This window comes from Variovorax sp. W2I14 (assembly GCF_050435205.1).
Classification (GTDB): domain Bacteria; phylum Pseudomonadota; class Gammaproteobacteria; order Burkholderiales; family Burkholderiaceae_C; genus Variovorax; species Variovorax paradoxus_C.
This window is the reverse complement of sequence record NZ_JBNDJX010000001.1, coordinates 7,012,046-7,027,932: the sequence shown is the minus strand read 5'-3', so window position 1 is coordinate 7,027,932 and position 15,887 is coordinate 7,012,046. Positions and strand designations below refer to the sequence as shown.

Genomic DNA, 15,887 nt, shown 5'->3' with positions numbered 1-15,887 from the left:
TTTCAGTGGGCGCCTGCGTCGCGCAGCAGCGCGGCGGCGTGTTCGCCGAGCGCGTCGGCGCGTCCGAAGTCACCGACGTCGGCCTGCGCATGAACGCGAACGAGCGGCGCATTGCCTTCAGGGTCGCCCCAGGCCGCATCGATGCGCAATGCGCCATCGGCCTGCCAGCGGGCATGCGCCGCGAGCGGCATCGAACAACTGCCACCCATCGCGCGGCTCACCGCGCGCTCCGCGGCGGTCGAGAGCCAGTCGCCGCGGTGCGCGAGCGGCGCGAGCAATTCGATCAGATCCTCGCGGTCGGCGCGCACCTCGATGCCCAATGCGCCCTGCCCTGCGGCCGGCAGCATGTCGTCGGGTTCGAAGGCTACGCGGATGCGGTCTTCGAGGCCCAGGCGCTTCAGGCCCGCGGCCGCCAGGATGATTGCGTCGTACTGCCCTTCGTCGAGCTTGCGCAGGCGCGTGTCGAGGTTGCCGCGCAGCGGTTCGATGCGCACGTCGGGTCGCCTGGCCTTGAGCAGCACCACGCGGCGCAGGCTGGAGGTGCCGACCACCGCGCCGTGCGGCAATTCGTCGAGCGAGGCATAGCGGGGGGAGACCAGTGCGTCGCGCGGATCTTCGCGCTCCAGCACGCAGGCGAGGACGAAGCCTTCGGGCAGGTCCATCGGCACATCTTTCAGCGAATGCACCGCGATGTCGGCGCGCCCGTCTTCGATCGCTGTTTCGAGTTCCTTGACGAAGAGGCCCTTGCCGCCGACCTTGCTCAGGCTCTTGTCGAGGATCTGGTCGCCCCGGGTCGTCATGCCCAGCAGGCTGACCGTGTGGCCTCGTTCTTGCAGAAGCGCTTGCACGTGTTCGGCTTGCCAAAGGGCCAACCGGCTTTCGCGCGTCGCGATCACGATATTGCTCAAGACCGCTCCCAAAAAGTACATGTTTTCAGACGCCGGAATGCTAGCATGTTGCGCCGCAGCAACGCAGGCGGCGCGTCCATTCAAGTCCCCAGGAACAACATCGAATGAAAGCCAGCAAGACCCCTGCCCTCCCCAAGCGCCGACAGGCCGAAGACCAGCCACTGATCGACGACATCCGGCTGTTGGGCCGGATCCTCGGCGATGTGATCCGGGAGCAGGAAGGAGACGAAACCTATGCGTTGGTGGAGAAGATTCGCACCCTGTCCGTGGCCTTTCGCCGCGACGCCGACCAGGCGGCCGACCGGGCGCTCAAGAACCTGCTCAAGGGCCTGAGCGCCGCCGAAACGGTGCGCGTGATCCGCGCCTTCACCTACTTCAGCCATCTGGCCAACCTCGCGGAAGACCGCCACCAGATCCGCCGCCGCACCGAGGCCGATCGCGAAGGCGTGCTGGCCGACGGCGACCTGCAGACCGCGCTTGCCCGCATCCGCAAGGCCGGCGTGAAGCCCGACGAAATCGTCGCCTCGCTCGCTCACAGCTACGTGTCGCCCGTGCTCACCGCGCACCCGACCGAAGTGCAGCGCAAGAGCATCCTGGATGCCGAGCGCGCCATTGCCCTGCTGCTCACCACGCGCGACGAAATCAAGCTGCGCCAGAGCGCCTACGCAGGTGGAAAAGACGCACTCTCGCCGATCGAACTCGCCGACAACGAAACACAGATGCGCACGCGCGTCACGCAGATCTGGCAGACGCGCCTCCTGCGCTTCTCCAAGCTCACCGTGGCCGATGAAATCGAGAACGCGCTGAGCTATTACGAAGCCACGTTCCTGCGCGAAATTCCGCGCGTCTATGCCGACCTCGAAAAGGCGCTGACGCAAGGCGGCCACACGCCGTCGGTTGCGCCGTTCCTGCGCATGGGCCAGTGGATCGGCGGCGACCGCGACGGCAACCCGAACGTCACCGCCGAGACGCTCGAATACGCGCTCGGCCGGCAGGCCGAACTGGCGCTGCGCTACTACCTCACCGAGGTGCATTACCTGGGCGGCGAGCTTTCGCTTTCGGCCACGCTGGTCGATGTGTCGGTCGAGATGCAGGCGCTGGCCGAGCGCTCGCCCGACACCAGCGAGCACCGCAAGGACGAGCCCTACCGCCGCGCGCTCACGGGCGTGTATGCGCGCCTCGCGGCGACCCTGCGCGAGCTCACCGGCGGCGAGGCCGCGCGCCATGCGGTCGCGCCGCAGAATCCGTACCACAGCGCGGAAGAATTCCTGGCCGACCTGCGCACGGTGGAAGAGTCGCTCGGCGAGAAGCACGGCAGCGTGCTCGCCGCACCGCGCCTGCGGCCGCTGATCCGCGCGGTGGAAGTGTTCGGCTTCCACCTCGCCACGGTCGACCTGCGCCAGAGTTCCGACAAGCACGAGGCGGTGATCGCCGAGCTGCTCGCCACCGCACGCATCGAGCCGTCGTACGCCTCGCTCGCCGAAGAGGCCAAGCAGACGCTGCTGCTCAAGCTGCTCGACGATGCGCGTCCCCTGCGCGTGCCCGACGCCGACTACTCGCCGCTCGCAAAGAGCGAGCTGGCCATCTTCGCCGCCGCCCGCACCGCGCGTGCGCGCTACGGCGCCGCGGCCATTCGCCACTACATCATCAGCCACACCGAAACGGTGAGCGACCTGCTCGAAGCGCTGCTGCTGCAAAAGGAAGTGGGCCTCTTGCGCGGTGCGATGGCCACCAACGCGGTGTGCGACCTGATCGTCGTGCCACTGTTCGAAACCATCGAAGACCTGCGCAATGCCGCGCCCATCGTGCGCGCCTTCTATGCGCTGCCGAACATCCAGGCGCTCATCGAGCGCTCGGGCGGCGAGCAGGACGTGATGCTGGGCTACAGCGACAGCAACAAGGACGGCGGCATCTTCACCAGCAACTGGGAGCTGTACCGCGCGGGCATCGCGCTGGTGTCTCTGTTCGACGAACTCAACAAGAAGAAGGCCAACCCGATCCGCCTGCGCATGTTCCATGGCCGCGGCGGCACGGTGGGACGCGGCGGCGGTCCGAGCTACCAGGCGATCCTCGCGCAGCCGCCGGGCACGGTGCGCGGCCAGATCCGCCTCACCGAGCAAGGCGAAGTCATCGGCTCGAAGTACGCCAACCGCGAGATCGGCCGCCGCAACCTGGAGACGCTGGTGGCTGCCACGCTGGAGGCCACGCTGCTGCCGCAGGGCAAGTCGGCGCCCGCCACCTTCCTTTCGGCCGCGAGCGAACTTTCCGCCGCCAGCATGGCCGCGTACCGCAAGCTGGTGTACGAGACCCCCGGCTTCGGCGACTACTTCTTCGGCTCCACGCCGATCCGCGAAATCGCCGAACTCAACATCGGCTCGCGCCCCGCATCGCGCAACCCGAGCCACAAGATCGACGACCTGCGCGCGGTGCCATGGAGCTTCAGCTGGGGCCAGTGCCGCCTCACGATTCCGGGCTGGTTCGGCTTCGGCGCCGGCGTGGAGCAGTTCCTCGCCTCGGCCGGTAACGCCGCTGGCAAGAAGGAGCGCGTGGCGCTGCTGCAGCGCATGTACGCGCAGTGGCCGTTCTTTCGCACGCTGCTCTCGAACATGGACATGGTGCTCGCCAAGAGCGACCTCGCACTGGCCTCGCGCTATGCCGAGCTGGTGACCGACCGCAAGCTGCGCCAGAAGGTGTTCTCGATGATCGATGCCGAATGGCACCGCACCTCGGATGCGCTCACGCTCATCACCGGCGCGAAGCAGCGGCTCGAAGGCAATGCGGAGATGCAGCGTTCGGTGCGGCATCGCTTCCCTTACATCGATCCGCTGCATCACCTGCAGGTGGAACTGATGCGGCGCTACCGCGCGGGCGACGGCGGCGAGCGGCTGCAGCGCGGCATTCACATCTCGATCAACGGGGTGGCCGCGGGCCTGCGCAACACGGGATGAAGCGCAACGCCGAGGGTGCACGGTGAGCACCATCCAGTCCCGCCGCAGATTGATCGTCGTCATCCTGCTGTGCGTGGCGGTCGGCGGGGCGGTGGTGCGGCACTACGCGGAGCGCGGCACCACCACACGCGACATCGCCACGCTGCTGATGGTGCTGTGGGTGCCGATCATCGGCAACGTGATCGCCTGGCTCATCGGCAAGCTGCCGCGCCGCGCGCCGCCGCCCGAACCCGTGACCTTCGACGCGCTGGGTGCGTTCACGCCGCACCTGCGTGCCGACATCACGCTGCGCCCGCCGGCGCTGCCGATTCATGACGTGCCGCTCGCCGCGGGGGAATACCGCTGCGCGCTGGTGATCGACAACGAAGGTTTTTCCGCGCGATGGTTCGTGCCGCAGGGCGAAGCGCTGGAGCGCGGCAAGGCGCATTCGCTCGACATCGAGTTCCTGAAGCCCGACCTCGCCAAGCCTCGCTTCGTGCAGGGTGTGGACTTTCGTGTGCTGGTCGGCGATTCGTTCATCGCCGACGGCCGGGTGCTGCAGCCTCGATAACGAATGATGGTGGTGGCGATAGCCGCCACGGTGAACAGGCCAGCAGCCACGGAGCTGCAAAAAGGCCCGATTGTTCGCCCACGGGAAACTGACTACTGCCACGAGCCCCCTTTGTCGCGAGAGCATCCGCTTTCACACTCCCTGGACTCCCGCAACAAGCATCGGCACGCGCTTCGCCGATGCGCTCCAGGACCCCTCTCCATGATGAATGCACCCAGCAGCAATCCCTGCATCGACGACGTGTCGTCGCCGCCGCCGTCCGGGCTGGTCAAGACCACCCGTTCCGCCTGGCTCGCGGTCGGCTCCATTGCCGTCGGCACCTTCGCGATGGTCTCGACCGAGTTCATGCCGATCGGCCTTCTCACCGACATCGCGCGCGGCCTGAACGTCTCCGACGGCACGGCCGGTCTCATGGTCACGATGCCCGGCGTGCTCGCCGCCTTCGCCGGACCGGCGCTGATCGTCGCCTCGGGCAAGCTCGACCGGCGCACGGTACTGATCGCGCTCACCACCTTGCTGATCGCCTCGAACCTGCTCGCGGCGTTTGCGCCCAACTTCGCCACCATGCTCGTCGCGCGCCTGCTGCTCGGCCTGTGCGTGGGCGGCTTCTGGACCTTTGCGCCCGCCGCGGCCACGCAGCTGGTGCCCGACGCCTCGAAGGCACGCGCCATGTCGCTGGTGCTGGCCGGCGTGTCGGCCGCCACGGTGCTCGGCGTGCCGGCGGGTTCGTTCCTCGGCACGCTGTTCGGCTGGCGCGCTTCGTTCGCGGTGACCGGTGCGCTGGCCGCGGTGGTGCTGCTGGTGCAGCTGTGGTTGCTGCCCGCGATTCCGCCGGCGCGCGCCATCGGTGCCCGCGACCTGCTGACGCCGCTCACGCGCCGCATGGCGCAGGTCGGGCTGCTCGCGGTGCTGTTCTTCATCGCCGGGCACTTCGCGGCCTACACGTACCTCAAGCCGCTGCTGCAGCAGGTGTTCGGCCTGGAGCCCAACGCGGTCTCGACGCTGCTGCTGGTGTACGGCGCGGTCGGCTTCATCGGCACCTTCGTCGGCGGCAGCCTGGTGGCGCGCAGCGTGCGCGGCACCACCTTGCTGGCCGCGCTGATGCTGGCGACGGCACTGCTGCTGTCCACGCTGATCGGCAGCGGCTTCGTGCCCGGCGCGGTGGTGGTCTTCATCTGGGGCGTGGCCTTCGGCCTGATCCCGGTGGCGCTCACCGGCTGGATGATGGAAGCCGTGCCCGATGCCCCCGAAGCCGGCCAGGCGCTGCTCGTGAGCGGCTTCCAGGTGGCGATCGCCTCGGGCGCCCTCATCGGCGGCCTCACGGTCGACAACTTCGGCATCTCCAGTGCGATGGTGCTCAGCGGCGGGCTGGTGCTGATCGCCGCGCTGATCGTCGGCACGCTGGGCCGGGCGCGGGGCGGCCCGGTGCTGGCTACCTTGCCCGAGTAACCGGCCCCGCCTTCTTGCCCGCCGCCGCGATCGCATCGAGCACCACGCGCAGGGCCTTGTTGACCGGCTTGTCGCGCCGGATGACGACGGCCAGTGTGCGGTGCATGCGCGGCGCAAGGCGGCTGATCTTCAGGTCGGGGTGGGCGCCGCGACCGGCCATCGCCATGCGCGGCACGATGCCGTAGCCCAGCCCCGCGGCCACCATCTCCTTCATCGCCTCGACGCTGCCCAGCTCCATCACGGGCTGCGGCTGCAGGCCTTCGGTGGCGAACCAGCGATCGACCAGCTTGCGCGTGTTGGCCGCGGGCTCGAACAGCACCAGCGGCAAGCCGCCCAGGTCGGCCGGCGTCACCCGCGCCTTCAGCGGTGCGAGGTCGCTGCGGCCGATGGCGACGAACTCGTCGTCGAGCACCGGCGTCACGCTCAGCGACCGGCCGGCGGCGGGCAGCGTGACCAGCGCCAGGTCGATGCTGTTCTCCTCGACCCTGCGCACATGGTCTTCGGTGTTGCCGGTGCTCACCACGATGCCGAGCGCCGGAAACTCCTCCCGCAGCGCGCGCAGCACGGCCGGAAGGAAATGCAGGCACGCGGTGGCACCAGTGCCCAGGCGCACGCGGCCCGTGACGCCGCTCGCGTGATCGGCCAGGGCGTCGATGGCGTTGTCCACTGCGGTTTCGATGTGGTGCGCATGGCGCAGCAATTCCATGCCGGCCGGCGTGGCCCTGGCGCGCTTGCCGACGCGTTCGATCAGTCGCACCGAGAGCCTGCGTTCGAGTTGGCGCACCTGCAGGCTGATGGCCGGCTGAGTGAGGCCGAGCCGGTCGGCTGCGGCCGAGAAGCTGCCGGTTTCGATCACCAGCCCGAAGGACTTGAGCTGGTCGAGGTTCAGTGTCTTTTCCAAAGTATTGCTTATGCTCCGCATAGGTCAGCGAAGCTTCACTTATCGATGATGGAACGTCAAGATTCGCGGCATGCACTCACCGACGCTCTCGCCCGCAGCTTCCACCACCGTTGAAATCCTCGATGCCGAGCCGCACCACATGGCCTCGGTGCAGGCCATCTACAGCCACTACGTGCAGCACGACCTGTGCTCCTTCGAGGAAGAGGTGCCCACTGTCGAAGAGATGCAGACGCGCCGCACCGAGGTGCTGCGCCGCGCTCTTCCCTACCTGGTCGCACTGAAGAACGGCGAGGTCGTCGGCTATGCCTACGCGAGCCCCTACCGCGCCCGCTCCGCCTACCGCCACACGGTGGAGGACTCGATCTACGTCGCGCACGGCATGCACGGCCATGGCATCGGCAAGGCGCTGCTGCGGGCGGTGATCGCGCGCTGCACCGAGGGCGGCTTCACGCAGATGGTGGCGGTGGTGGGCAACAGCGCCAATGCCGGTTCGCAGCGCCTGCACGAAAGCCTCGGGTTCGGGACGGTCGGCGTGCTGCGCAGCGTCGGGTTCAAGTTCGGGCAGTGGGTCGATACCGTGCTGATGCAGCGTGCACTGCGCTGAGCACCGTGCTCAGCCGGCCTCGTCTTCCGACCACTCCGGGCTGTAGCCCCCCCAGCGTCGGGTGGTACATCTCATCGCCCGAATGCTGGGTGAACTCGACGTTGAGACGGTCTTCGCGCAGGCCCAGTATGTCGATGCAATCGCGGCACAGGGCCTTCGCGACCTCGAGCCGCAACTCGGCGGAGCGGCCGCGCCGGATGTCGCACATGAGCACCGACACCTCGGTGGCCTCGCCGTCCACCATGCGCCAGACGCCGCCTTCGCCCACCTCTCGGATCGCGACGCTGATGCGGCGGATGTCGACGCTCATCAGTTGCGCATAGGTTTCGCAGAGCTGGCGCGCGAGGCGCTTCTTGTCGGCCACTTCGTGGCGGCCGTTCACGTCGAGTTGGAGATAAGGCATGGCAGCGACCTTACGGACAAACGATTCCCATCAGTTCCATTGCAGGCATTCAGGTTTTCATTTGCCACCGGAAGAGCATCGCCGGTCTAATACGGCCCCATGGCCAAGAGACGAAGCCTCAAATCAGACACCTGCCCGATGGCGCGCTCGCTCGACATCGTGGGCGACCAGTGGTCGCTGCTCATCATTCGCGATGCCTTCGACGGCATGAAGCGCTTCGGCGAATTCCAGCAGAGCCTGGGTGTGGCGAAGAACATCCTCGCGGACCGGCTGAAGAACCTGGTGCAGGAAGGCGTGCTCGCGCTCGCGCCCGCATCCGATGGCACGATGTACCAGGAGTACGTTCTCACGCCCAAGGGCAACGGCCTCTTCCCCGTGGTGGTGGGGCTCAGGCACTGGGGCGAGCAGCACCTCTACGGCAAGGGCGAGGCGCACTCGGTGCTGGTCGAGCGGGGCAGCGGCAAGCCGGTGCGCAAGCTCGACCTGCGCACGCACGACGGCAAGCCGCTCGATGCGGCCGACACGTTCGTGAAGAAGCTCCCGGTGAAAAAGCCGGCGGCGAAGAAGCTGCCGGTGAAACAAGCGGCGCGCGGCAAGGCGCAGCCGGGCTGAGCGCCCTTATTCGCCCAGCAGTTCGCCGATGGGCTGCAGGTCTTCCACCCGGTCGCAGATCGACTTGATCACCATCGTGATCGGAATGCCCAGCAGCAGCCCCCAGATGCCCCAGAGCCAACCCCAGAAGATCACGCCGACGAACACCGCCACCGGGTTCATGCGGCTGGTGCGGCTGGTGAGCCAGGGCAGCAGCAGGTTGCCGATGATCGTGTGGATGGCCAGCGAAGTGCCGGCCACCGCGAGGCCCATCTGCAGGCTGTTGAACTGCAGGAAGGCCACGAGCCCCGCCGCAGCGAGCACGATGACCGAGCCGATGTACGGGATGAGGTTGGTCACCGCGGCGATGATTCCCCACACCGCGGCGTTCTCCAGCCCGATGGCCCAGAACGCGAGGCCGGTGGCCAATCCCACGAGCACGCTGGTGAAGATCTGCACCAGCAGGTAGCGCTCGATGTTGCGCGTGATGTCGTCCAGCACATGCACCGTGACCTTCTTCTTCTGCAGGCTCGAGCCGGTGATCTTGATGAGCTTGCGCCGGAAGGTGTCGCCCGAGCACAGCGCGAAGTAGGTGAGAAAAGCCACCAGCGTGAACTGGCCCAGCGCGCTCAACAGGCCGACGGTGCCGCTCAGCAGGTAGTCGCGCACGTTGAAGCCGGGCCGCTCGATGACGACGCGGGCCACGCCGCGCCGCGAGGCGACGCGCGCGGAGTTTTCCTCGGCCGCCTTCTCCAGCTGCGCGGCCGCCTGCTGCACGCTTTCGAGCGGCGTGGCGCTGGCGCCCTTGTCGCGGCGCATCGCCTGTCCGAGCTTCTGCGCGGCGACGGGCAGCGAATCGACCAGTTGCGAGGCGTTGCCCGAGAGCGAATAGCCCGTCCAGCCGATGCCGCCGAACAGGCCCACGAGGATGAACGCCGCGCCGATCCAGCGCGGCAGGTGCCAGCGGTGGAGCATCTCGACCAGCGGCGACAGCGCGTAGGTCAGCAAAAGGCTCAGCATCAGCGGGATGAACACCGCCTGGCCCCACTGCAGCGCGAAGACGCTGGCCAGCACGGCGAGCACGACCAGCGAGGCGCTGCGCACGTCGACCGGCATGTGCAGCATGAGGCGCCGGCGCTGGGCCGCGGTGGGCTCGGCAGCCGGCTCCTCCGGTGCGGGTACCGGTGCAAGCGCGGCAGTGGGAGGAGAAGGCGTTCCGTTCGATGCGGGGACTTGCGCGCTCTCGGCGGCCGGAGGTTCGGTCGCGCGTTGGGGTGCCGGCTCGGCCGGTGGCTTGTCGGGCGCAGGGGGGCGCTGCTCGTCGTTCATCGCGTCTCCTTGAGCACTTCGCGCACTGCGGCAAGTTGGCGCCGCGACACAGCGACGGGTTCGGGAATCGCATCCAGCCGGAGGGCCCAGCCTTCGGCGTCTTCGCCGTCGTCGTATTTCTCGAGCGCGCGGATGGCCGAGCGGGCCACCAGCGCATTGCGATGCACCCGCAGGAAGCGGTTCGGATAGCGCTCCTCGAACTCGTTGAGCGAGCCATCGAGGATGTGGCTGCGCGTGGCGGTGCGCACCGTGAGGTACTTGTATTCGGACTTCAGGTACAGCACCTCGGAGAGCGGCACGCGCTCGGCGCGGCCGCGGTCCTGGATCAGCACGGTCTCGGGCGCGGCATCGGCCTGCAGCGCGCGGCGCTCCTTCAGGAAGCGTTCGGCCTTCAGCAGCGCCTGCTGCAGGCGCTCGGCGCGCACCGGCTTGGTCAGGTAGTCGACCGCGTCGAGCTCGAAGGCGGTGACCGCGTGCGTCGCATGTGCTGTCACGAACACCACGGCCGGTGCATCGGGGTTGCTGCGCAGCGCGCGCGCCACCTCGATGCCGTCGACGCCGGGCATGTGCACGTCGAGCAGCACCAGATCGAGGTCCATCGTGGCCAGGTGCTGCTGCGCCTCGGCGCCCTGCGAGGCCTCGGCCACCACCTCGGCGGCGGGCGCGCTGCAGTCGCGCAGCAGGGTGCGCATGCGGGAGCGCGCCAGGGCTTCGTCGTCGACGATGAGGGTCTTGAGGGTCATGATGATTCGGCGGGGATCGCGATGCGCACCCGGTAGTTTTTCTGGTCCATGCCGGCGCTGAACTGCATCTGCATGTCGTGCAACAGGCGCAGCCGGTCGCGCACGTTGGCCAGCGCAATGCCGTGGCCGCGCGGCAGCGGCTCGTCGGCCCAGCGCAGCGGCGGCAGGCTGTTGACCACCTCGATCACCACCATGCTGCCGCGCCGCTCGGTGCGGATGCGCAGCTTGGCGCCCTCGGGGCTGGGCTCCACGCCGTGCTTGATGGCGTTCTCGACCAGCGGCTGCAGCAACAGCGGCGGCAGGCGTGCATTGCTGGCGGCGGCATCGAGGTCCCAGCGGATGCGCAACCGGTCGCCGAAGCGCACCTGCTCGATGGCCAGGTAGCGCTCGGCCAGCGCGATCTCGTCGGCCAGCGTGCCCGATTCGCCCGGGTCGGCCAGCGCCTGGCGAAACAGCTCGGCCAGGTCTTCGAGCATGGTCTCGGCCTTGGCGGGCTCCTCGCGCACGAGGGCGATGGCGCTGTTGAGCGTGTTGAAGAGAAAGTGGGGGCGGATGCGCGACTGCAGTTCCTCGAGCCGGGCCGTGGTGGCGGCGGGCGTCTGGCCGAGTGCGCGCAGGGCCATCGCGGTCATCACGAGCCCTGCGAACAGCGCGCCGGCCAGCCCGCTGGCCAGCCACGGCGCATTGGCGAGCACGCCGGTCAGGCGCAAGAGGCCGCAGCCATAGAGCGATGCCAGTGCGCCCAGCACGGCGCCGGCCGCGTACTGCCACTGGCGCGGCAAGCGCCGCAACTGCTTCTTGAGCCCGCAGGCCGTCACCAGCCAGAGCAGCGTCGCGGGCAAGGCGCCGCCGGTGACGGTGGCGGTCTGCACCAGCCATTCGCCGGGCGTGGAGATCACGAAGAGCGCGGCGATGGCCACCACCACCTCGACGAACACCACGGTGCGCAGCACCACGCCGATCTGGCAGGCATCGAACAGCGACGGCTCGGCGCGCAGGGACGCGCGAGCCCTCTCCGACGGCGTCGGGGGCGTAGAGCCAGAGGTGGCCGATAAAATCGCCGGGTTGCGCATCGCGGACATCACAGTTACATCGGGTGACCAACCCATTATTGCCTCCTGGACGGCTCCCATGACCCAAAACCAACTCGACAAGAAATCCGAAGCCTGGTCGGCCCTTTTCTCCGAACCGATGAGCGACCTGGTGAAGCGCTACACCTCCAGCGTCTTCTTCGACAAGCGCCTCTGGCAGGCCGACATCGAGGGCTCCCTCGCCCATGCCGGCATGCTCGCCGCCCAGGGGATCATCCAGAAGCAGGACCACGCCGAAATCGAGCGTGGGATGGCGCAGATCCGCAGCGAAATCGAATCCGGCGCCTTCGAGTGGAAGCTCGACCTGGAGGACGTGCACCTGAACATCGAGGCGCGCCTCACGCAGCTCGTCGGCGATGCCGGCAAGCGCCTGCACACCGGCCGCAGCCGCAACGACCAGGTCGCCACCGACGTGCGCCTCTGGCTGCGCGGCGAAATCGACCTCATCGGCGACCTGCTCACCGAACTGCAGAAGGCGCTGGTGGACATCGCCGAGAAGAACGTCGAGGTGATCCTGCCCGGCTTCACCCACCTGCAGGTGGCCCAGCCGGTGAGCTTCGGCCACCACATGCTCGCGTACGTGGAAATGTTCAGCCGCGATGCCGAGCGCATGGGCGAGGTGCGCAAGCGCGTCAACCGCCTGCCGCTGGGCGCTGCCGCCCTCGCCGGCACGAGCTACCCGCTGGACCGCGAGCTCGTCGCCAAGACCCTGAACATGGACGGCGTGTGCCAGAACAGCCTGGACGCCGTGAGCGACCGCGACTTCGCGATCGAGTTCACTGCCGCGGCGAGCCTGTGCATGGTGCACATCAGCCGCATGAGCGAAGAACTCATCCTGTGGATGAGCCAGAACTTCGGCTTCATCCAGATCGCCGACCGCTTCACGACCGGCTCGTCGATCATGCCGCAGAAGAAGAACCCCGACGTGCCCGAGCTGGCGCGCGGCAAGACCGGCCGCGTGGTCGGCCACCTGATGGCGCTCATCACCCTCATGAAGGGACAACCGCTCGCCTACAACAAGGACAACCAGGAAGACAAGGAGCCGCTGTTCGACACCGTCGACACGCTCAAGGACACCCTGCGCATCTTTGCCGAGATGATCGGCGGCATCACCGTGAAGCCCGAGGCAATGGAAGCCGCAGCCCTGCGCGGCTACGCCACCGCCACCGACCTGGCCGACTACCTCGTGAAGAAGGGCCTGCCCTTCCGCGACGCGCACGAAACCGTGGCGCACGCCGTGAAGGCAGCGACGTCGCACAAGGTCGACCTGGCCGAGCTGCCGCTTGCGGTGCTGCAGCAGTTCAATCCGAACATCGAGAAGGACGTGTACGACGTGCTGAGCCTGCGCGGCTCGCTGAACGCACGCAACATCCTCGGCGGTACGGCGCCCGCGCAGGTGAAGGCGCAGATCGCGCGCCACCGCAAGCGCCTCGGCTGATCGCGGCACCGCATCAGCAGCAGCAACCGGCCGCCCCACCGTGTTCTACGCCATCCCGCTCGAGAACAAACCGAGCTGGCGCAACCCACCGTGGCTGACGGTGCTGCTGATCCTCGTGAACATGATCGTCTGGTGGGGGCCGCAGACCAGCGAAGAGAACGGCCGCGAGCGCGCTGACCAGTACTACGTGAAGAGCGCGCTGCCCGCGCTGGAACTGCCGCCCTTCGTGGAGTGGCTGAAGAAGACCGACGCGAAGCGCGGCAAGCTGGGCGAGCGCATGTTGAAGGCCGAGGCCTACGAGCAGTTGATCCAGGCCATGGAGCACGACCGGGCCTTCCAGAAGAAGCTGAAGGCCGAAGAGATCATCACGCCCGCCCACCCGCAGTACGCCGAGTGGAAGCGCGACCGCCAGCAGTACGAGTCGATGCTGCCCGCCCCCTTCACCGAGCGCTGGGCGCAGGACTACGGCAAGGACGCCGGGTTCAGCAAGCCCTGGACGCTGATCACCTCCGCCTTCCTGCACGGCAGCACCGGCCACCTGCTGGGCAACATGCTGTTCCTCTTCCTGTTCGGTGCCTCGGTCGAGCTGGCACTGGGCCGCAGCACCTACCTCACCTTCTACCTGCTGGGCTGCGTGGGCGCTTCGGCGCTGGCGGCCTGGGCCTATGCGGGCAAGGGCTCCTACGGCCTGGGCGCCTCGGGCGGGGTTTCGGCGCTGATGGGCATGTATGCGGTGATGTATCGGCTGCGGCGCATCCGCTTTTTCTACCAGCTGTTCTTCTATTTCAACTACGTCAGCGCGCCGGCCCTGCTCCTGCTGCCGGCCTGGATCGTCAACGAGCTGATGCAGCACTGGCTCGCCGACGAGGGCGTCGCCTACATGGCGCATCTGGGTGGACTGCTCACCGGTGCCGCGCTGATGGCAGGCGCCATGCTGCTCGGCCGCGTGAAGACGCCCGAGACGGTGAAGTCGGAAATGGTGAACGACGACGACCGCTTCGATGCGCACGTGGCCGCTGCCCGCCGGCTGGGCGCCGCGATGAAGTTCGAGCAGGCCGCGGCCGAGTGGCGGGCCGCCGCGGCCCTGCACCCCGGCGACACCGACACGCTGCGCGCCTGGTTCAACACCGCGCGTCTGCAGCCCGCGAGCGAAGACTTCCACCACGCCGCGCGCCGCATCTTCCGCCTGCCCGCCACCGATGCCGAGACGATTGCCCTGCAGCACGCGAGCTACCGCACCTACCTCGACCAGGCCAAGCCGGGCCTGCGCCTGAAGCCGGACGACATGGCCCGCCTTGCGCGCCGGTTCGCGCGCATCCGCGAGTTCGGCGATGCCGACATGCTGTGCCGCATCCTGCTGAAGACGGCCCCCGACCATCCGCAATTGGCCGACACGCTCTCGGTGTGCGCCAACGGCCTGCTGCACGCGGGGGAGCGCGAGAAGGCCATCGGCTTGTTGCCGCACCTGCTGCGGCTCGCGCCCAACGACATGGTCACGCGCGCCCTGCAGCGCGCCTGAAACCACGCCCCTCCTCCGTTCTCCGGGGCTGTCATGCCCCTGTAGACCTCCGCTGCCACCATGCGTGGCATTGCAGGCACTGCAATTGCTGCGTCTCGCGTGTAAAGCCGGCCCTTGCGCCCGCGCCTCGTTGAACTTGAGGCTGCCCGCTCGCTCCATCTGGAGCTTTTTCCTACTTCCGTTGCCTGATTCATGCCTGACCACACCCCCTCCCGCTTCGCTTTGCTCTTGACGGCCCTGACCATCGCCGCGCTCGCAGGGTGTTCACGCACCAGCGTGGAGGCGCCCGGCACCGCCAAGGCGGCCGCCGCCGCACCAGAAAAGGAAGTCGGTGCAGTCACCCTGAAGCACGAGACCCTCGCGCTGAGCACCGAACTCCCCGGCCGCACCGCCGCGCCGGTCATCGCCGAGATCCGCCCGCAGGTCGGCGGCATCCTGAAGGAGCGGCTCTTTACCGAAGGCTCGCAGGTCAAGGCCGGACAGGTGCTCTACCAGCTCGACCCGGCCTCGCTGCAGGCTGCCCATGCAAGCGCGCAGGCCAGCGTACGCAAGGCCGAATCGGCCCTGGCCACGGCCCGCACGGTGGCCAAGCGCAACGCCGAGCTGGTGAAGATCGACGCCATCAGCCGCCAGGTGTTCGACGAATCGCAGGCCGCCGAGCAGCAGGCCGAAGCCGATCTCGGCGTGGCCCGCGCGGCCGAGCAGACCGCGCGCATCCAACTGGGCTACACCCGCATCACCTCGCCGATCACCGGCTGGGCCGAACTCTCGACCGTGACCCCGGGCGCGCTGGTCACCGCCAACCAGGCGGCGGCGATGACCACCGTGCAGCAGCTCGACCCGATCCATGTGCATGTCACGCAGTCGAGCAGCGAGCTCTTGCGCCTGAAGCGCGAACTCGCCAGCGGCCGGCTGCAGCGCGCGAACGGCGCCGAGGCGAGCATCCAGTTGCTGCTCGAAGACGGCAGCAAGTACCCGCATGCCGGACGCCTCACGTTCAGCGGCGTCACGGTCGATGCGGGCACCGGCAGCGTCACGCTGCGCGCGGTGGTGCCCAACCCCGACCGGTTGCTGATGCCCGGCATGTACGTGCGCGCGGTGCTGCAGGAAGGCGTGAACCAGGCCGCGCTGCTGGTGCCGCAGCAGGCCGTCACGCGCGCGCCGGACGGCAGCGCCTCGGCACTGGTGATCGACACCGAGAACAAGGTCGCCAAACGCCCGATCACGGTGGGTCGCGCGGTCGGCACGCACTGGCAGGTGCTCGACGGCCTCGCAGCGGGCGACCGCGTGATGATGGAAGGCTCGCAGCGCGTGAAGGTCGGGGACAAGGTGCGGGTGGTCGACCTGGGCGCGAAGCCGGTCACAAGCCCCGTGGCCGCCGCCGCTTCCGCCACCATCGCGCGCTGAGGCCCC

At 68.3% G+C, this 15,887-nt stretch carries 13 protein-coding genes and 1 pseudogene; 8 read left to right on the top strand and 6 right to left on the bottom strand.

Translation table 11 applies throughout. The features are described 5' to 3' along the window. Nucleotides 1-2: 2 nt before the first annotated feature. Nucleotides 3-929, bottom strand: a complete 927-nt coding sequence (gene hemC / locus QF040_RS32640; protein ID WP_307643387.1) for a hydroxymethylbilane synthase — start codon at nucleotides 927-929, stop codon at nucleotides 3-5. 83 nt (nucleotides 930-1,012) lie between these two features. Here hemC and ppc point away from each other — a divergent pair, with 83 nt between their 5' ends. The 3 genes from ppc to QF040_RS32625 all read left to right on the top strand — a co-directional run bounded on the left by ppc (nucleotide 1,013) and on the right by QF040_RS32625 (nucleotide 5,855). Further along, on the top strand, nucleotides 1,013-3,856 hold the full coding sequence (gene ppc / locus QF040_RS32635; RefSeq protein WP_429614360.1) for a phosphoenolpyruvate carboxylase: 2,844 nt from the start codon (nucleotides 1,013-1,015) through the stop codon (nucleotides 3,854-3,856). 22 nt (nucleotides 3,857-3,878) lie between these two features. Next, nucleotides 3,879-4,406, top strand: a complete 528-nt coding sequence (locus QF040_RS32630; RefSeq protein ID WP_429614359.1) for a hypothetical protein — start codon at nucleotides 3,879-3,881, stop codon at nucleotides 4,404-4,406. Nucleotides 4,407-4,607: 201 nt separating this feature from the next. Further along, the gene (locus QF040_RS32625; RefSeq protein WP_429614358.1) at nucleotides 4,608-5,855 is read left to right on the top strand and encodes an MFS transporter; all 1,248 of its coding nucleotides are present in this window, start codon (nucleotides 4,608-4,610) and stop codon (nucleotides 5,853-5,855) included. Here the strand turns inward: QF040_RS32625 and QF040_RS32620 are convergent. After that, complete coding sequence (locus QF040_RS32620) at nucleotides 5,839-6,777, bottom strand: LysR family transcriptional regulator (protein WP_429614357.1); 939 nt, start codon at nucleotides 6,775-6,777, stop codon at nucleotides 5,839-5,841. The genes QF040_RS32625 and QF040_RS32620 overlap by 17 nt on opposite strands. A gap of 49 nt (nucleotides 6,778-6,826) precedes the next feature. On the opposite strand from QF040_RS32620, the gene QF040_RS32615 reads away from it, so the two are divergent. Then, complete coding sequence (locus QF040_RS32615; RefSeq protein ID WP_429614356.1) at nucleotides 6,827-7,360, top strand: N-acetyltransferase family protein; 534 nt, start codon at nucleotides 6,827-6,829, stop codon at nucleotides 7,358-7,360. A gap of 9 nt (nucleotides 7,361-7,369) precedes the next feature. On the opposite strand, the pseudogene QF040_RS32610 reads toward QF040_RS32615, so the two are convergent. After that, nucleotides 7,370-7,763, bottom strand: a pseudogene (locus QF040_RS32610) (tautomerase family protein). 99 nt (nucleotides 7,764-7,862) lie between these two features. On the opposite strand from QF040_RS32610, the gene QF040_RS32605 reads away from it, so the two are divergent. Beyond that, nucleotides 7,863-8,375, top strand: coding sequence for a winged helix-turn-helix transcriptional regulator (locus QF040_RS32605; protein WP_013539959.1), 513 nt, complete (start codon nucleotides 7,863-7,865; stop codon nucleotides 8,373-8,375). Between the two features lie 6 nt (nucleotides 8,376-8,381). Here the strand turns inward: QF040_RS32605 and QF040_RS32600 are convergent, their stop codons facing one another. Genes QF040_RS32600 through QF040_RS32590 form a run of 3 tightly spaced genes read right to left on the bottom strand, consistent with a single transcriptional unit; the run spans nucleotide 8,382 to nucleotide 11,499 of the window. Then, entirely contained in the window at nucleotides 8,382-9,683 is a 1,302-nt protein-coding gene (locus QF040_RS32600) for an AI-2E family transporter (protein ID WP_429614355.1), read from the bottom strand. Beyond that, entirely contained in the window at nucleotides 9,680-10,426 is a 747-nt protein-coding gene (locus QF040_RS32595) for a LytR/AlgR family response regulator transcription factor (protein ID WP_306879843.1), read from the bottom strand. The genes QF040_RS32600 and QF040_RS32595 overlap by 4 nt, the downstream gene beginning before the upstream one ends. Then, a complete protein-coding gene (locus QF040_RS32590; protein WP_429614726.1) occupies nucleotides 10,423-11,499 on the bottom strand; it encodes a sensor histidine kinase in 1,077 nt (358 codons plus the stop codon). Before QF040_RS32590 ends, QF040_RS32595 begins: the two co-directional genes overlap by 4 nt. A 58-nt stretch (nucleotides 11,500-11,557) precedes the next feature. Between QF040_RS32590 and argH the strand changes: the two genes are divergently transcribed. The 3 genes from argH to QF040_RS32575 all read left to right on the top strand — a co-directional run bounded on the left by argH (nucleotide 11,558) and on the right by QF040_RS32575 (nucleotide 15,881). Next, nucleotides 11,558-12,955 carry an argininosuccinate lyase gene (argH, locus tag QF040_RS32585; RefSeq protein ID WP_013539955.1) on the top strand — a complete coding sequence of 466 codons (1,398 nt, stop codon included), beginning with the start codon at nucleotides 11,558-11,560 and terminating at the stop codon, nucleotides 12,953-12,955. Nucleotides 12,956-12,995: 40 nt separating this feature from the next. Further along, nucleotides 12,996-14,474: a rhomboid family intramembrane serine protease gene (locus QF040_RS32580; protein ID WP_429614354.1), complete on the top strand. Its 1,479-nt coding sequence runs from the start codon at nucleotides 12,996-12,998 to the stop codon at nucleotides 14,472-14,474. 192 nt (nucleotides 14,475-14,666) lie between these two features. Continuing rightward, a complete protein-coding gene (locus QF040_RS32575; protein WP_429614353.1) occupies nucleotides 14,667-15,881 on the top strand; it encodes an efflux RND transporter periplasmic adaptor subunit in 1,215 nt (404 codons plus the stop codon). The last annotated feature ends 6 nt before the right edge of the window (nucleotides 15,882-15,887 follow it).